General features: G+C 42.7%; 3 protein-coding genes and 1 pseudogene. All 4 read left to right on the forward strand.

Annotated features, from left to right (window positions below; genetic code table 11):
- Window positions 1–132: pseudogene (locus tag IM509_RS16485) on the forward strand (IS630 family transposase); the annotation flags it as partial.
- 126 nt (window positions 133–258) lie between these two features.
- Entirely contained in the window at window positions 259–1,437 is a 1,179-nt protein-coding gene (locus tag IM509_RS16490; RefSeq protein WP_002770865.1) for an AI-2E family transporter, read from the forward strand.
- A 737-nt stretch (window positions 1,438–2,174) separates the two neighbouring features.
- Window positions 2,175–2,369 carry a TLTLP motif-containing protein gene (locus IM509_RS24380; RefSeq protein ID WP_012267246.1) on the forward strand — a complete coding sequence of 65 codons (195 nt, stop codon included), beginning with the start codon at window positions 2,175–2,177 and terminating at the stop codon, window positions 2,367–2,369.
- Window positions 2,370–2,529: 160 nt separating this feature from the next.
- Window positions 2,530–3,039 (forward strand): inorganic diphosphatase, encoded by a 510-nt coding sequence (locus tag IM509_RS16495; RefSeq protein ID WP_002770856.1) that lies wholly within the window; start codon window positions 2,530–2,532, stop codon window positions 3,037–3,039.
- The last annotated feature ends 247 nt before the right edge of the window (window positions 3,040–3,286 follow it).

Here is a 3,286-nt window from a genome sequence, read left to right on the forward strand (position 1 = left end):
AACTTTTCTGACTTTTCTTCAGCTATTTATGAATGTCTGAATGATGCCCATCTGAAACATAAAAAAGAACTGGATTCCTTGCTGACTCTACGATTTCAGAAGTTTAATAAATCTCAGATTATGAACGTCTAAAGTATAATAAACCTACACCTGTCAGCATCCCACACCCCATCTTCCCACTTCCCCCCGGTTGAGTTAGCGGGTTCGGCTTCGATCTGTCAGAATACAAGTATTGAAACAACCCTTTTAAGAGGCTTCATGGTGGAAATTAAAGTCGTTCCCCCGAAACGCAATTGGGTTCAGACGTGGTGGCAATCCCTGAATTCCCTATCTCGCTTACTGGTGATTGCTCTAGCTGCACCACTTATAGTTCTGAATGCCTGGGCATTATCGGCAATTTTTGGCTATTTTGAATCTTTATTTGTTATTTTACTGATAGCGGCCGTTCTATCTTTTCTCTTGGGTTATCCGGTGACTTGGTTGGAACGTCAGGGATTAAAACGGGGTTTAGCTGCGATTGTGGTTTCCCTGATCACGATTTTAATTTTTGTGGCCGTGGGAATCACCCTAGTTCCCTTAGTCTTCACCCAAGCACAGCAATTTGTCAACAGATTGCCAGAATGGTTAGACTCAGGACAGCGCCAACTGATGCAACTAGATACCAAAATCGACACGATGAATCTACCGATTCCGATCAGTTTCGATGGTGTTATCGCTCAGTTTAACAGTCGTTTAGGGGCAGAATTGCAAATTTTAGCGGGAAGAAGCGTTAATTTAGCCCTTAATCTCACCGTTTTTACCGTGGTGCGAGTGCTTGATGTGCTGCTAACCATTATCCTCACCTTTTATCTACTTCTCCACAGTCCCGATATCTGGAGGAGTATTATCCAATGGTTGCCCAAACCCGTCCAACAACCCTTTTCCCTAACCCTACGCTTAAGTTTTCAGAATTACTTTGTCGGCCAGGTGATTTGTGCCACCTGCATGGCCCTGGGATTAGTCACGGCATTTTTATCGATTAAAGTCCCTTTTGGTCTTCTATTCGGCCTCTTGATTGGCACCATGGCCTTAATCCCTTTTGGGGGAACTGTAGGCATTGTCACGGTGACAGCTTTACTAGCTTTGCGCGATATTGGTTTAGCTCTGCAAGTTTTAGCCGTAGCTGTAGTGGTGCAGCAAATTGTCGAAAACGGCATTGCTCCCCGGATTTTGGGCAGTGTCACCGGGTTAAATCCCTTTTGGGTGTTGGTCTCGGTCTTGACGGGGGCGCGAGTGGGCGGTTTACTAGGGGTGATTATCGCGGTTCCCATGGCAGTAATGATCAAGGAAGCTTTGGAGGTTATCCGTCAAGTTACACCGGAGGAGACAAAATACGGGATAATTAAACCCTCTCTCCCCCTAGAATCGGAATCCTCTAGCGAGGTGGTTTCTCGCTGAAAAATGACTGACGGTATGATCTGAGGTGATCGGCATTTTTCTTGCAGGTTCTTGGTTTTTCTCCCTCGATCGAGTTATGATGTAAATATTGGTAGATTGACCCCACTTGCCCTGATTGCTGTCCATGACAAGCAAGGACAAATCAAGGCTTGAGGATGCCTTGCTGGTCTCTGAGACCTAGCTTATCGGGAGATTAGCTGACCAATTGTCTCCAAACTCGGATAATTTCTAAGAAAAGGTGATTGTCTATCCCGATAAATCAGCAAAAAATCGATATTTTGGTTAAATAGGCTACATTAACAGCCAGGTTTCTATCGTAAGCTCAAAGTTAAGACATAAAGTCAATATCACCCTCCGATTGCAATGAAAAAATGTTTGGATCGCTTAGTATTTAAGCCTTTCAGACATTTTTTTTGTAGATTGATTAGGAAACAACTTGATTTCGGGATCAGACAAGGAAGCTGTGCTTGCACCCACAGTATGACATGGACAAACACCAACAGACCATGATCTGGAGAGATCGTCAAGAAAAGTATCAGAGTGAACTCTTGGAAAAGAATTGGTAAAATATAATTAGTAGGGAGAGTATTGCCGTTAATGTTTCGCTTTTTAACGGGACATTAACCAAGCCCAAAAGCAAAAAAACAGCAGTAATTTGCTAAAAGCTCAAGGCCGATAGCTGACTGCTCTATATATCTCTCGTATTCTTTACTTGTCGAGTTCAACACGACCCCTTTATGGAATCAAGCAACCCGTCAGGGAAGACTTCCGAACCTCCTAGTCATAGGTGGGCCAATTTACTCGGAACCATGATCGCAATTCTGACCCTAACGTTACCCTTGTTAGCGATTGGATATAACTCCACGCCTAACTATACCGAAGAACCCCTTACCGGTAACACATCCTACTCCCTAACGAGGCAAATGAGGTGACAGAATTGAGATAGACGATTGCCAAGGTAAAATTTTTTTCTTCGTCCCGATCCCCCTTATGGGTAGAATTTGGATCGGAGTCAATCAAAGTGTGTTTTAATTTTGCTTGCGCTTTTAGGTGACTCTAAAGGCGCTATTGTCTTGTATTTGGAGAAAGCTTGTGGATTTATCGCGCATTCCTGCCCAACCGAAACCCGGTTTAATTAATGTTTTAGTGGAAATTACCGCCGGTAGTAAGAATAAATACGAGTTTGATAAGGATTTAAACGCCTTTGCGCTCGATCGCGTTCTCTATTCTTCGGTACAATATCCCTGTGATTATGGTTTTGTTCCCAATACCCTCGCCGATGACGGCGATCCTTTAGATGGTATGGTGATCATGGATCAGCCTACTTTCCCCGGCTGTGTGATTACGGCGCGTCCTATTGGTATGTTAGAAATGATCGATGGTGGTGATCGCGATGAAAAAATTCTCTGTGTTCCCGCTAAAGATCCCCGTTATGCAGAGGTAAAATCTCTTAAAGATGTCTCTCCCCATCGCTTGGAAGAAATCGCCGAGTTTTTCAAAACCTATAAAAATCTAGAGAAAAAAGTCACAGAAATTCTCGGTTGGAAAGATGTGGACGCAGTAAATGCTTTAGTTGAACAGTGTATTGCTGCTTATAAGTAAGGTTTGCGGCAAAAAGTTTGTTGCTGGAGTCAGTTATCAGTTATCAGTTATCAGTTATCAGTTATCAGATGTGAGTTTTCAGTTCACTGATTACTGATTACTGTTTACTGATATACTTTGCACGGCTACAACTTGCATTTTTTACTCAAGGACAATAATATAGTTTAAGAGTCATAATTAGAAGCAAAGCACTCATTAAAAACATGATTAACCTAGAATTCACGGAAGAAGAAAAGAACTCACTGTA

Origin of the sequence: Microcystis sp. M31BS1 (assembly GCF_020245285.1) — a bacterium.
Classification (GTDB): Bacteria; Cyanobacteriota; Cyanobacteriia; order Cyanobacteriales; family Microcystaceae; genus Microcystis; species Microcystis panniformis.

Excerpts from the sequence above, each read along its gene's own strand:
- IM509_RS16490 (WP_002770865.1), top strand. The coding sequence starts at position 259 with ATGGTGGAAATTAAAGTCGTTCCCCCGAAACGCAATTGGGTTCAGACG.
- IM509_RS24380 (WP_012267246.1), top strand. The coding sequence starts at position 2,175 with ATGGAATCAAGCAACCCGTCAGGGAAGACTTCCGAACCTCCTAGTCAT.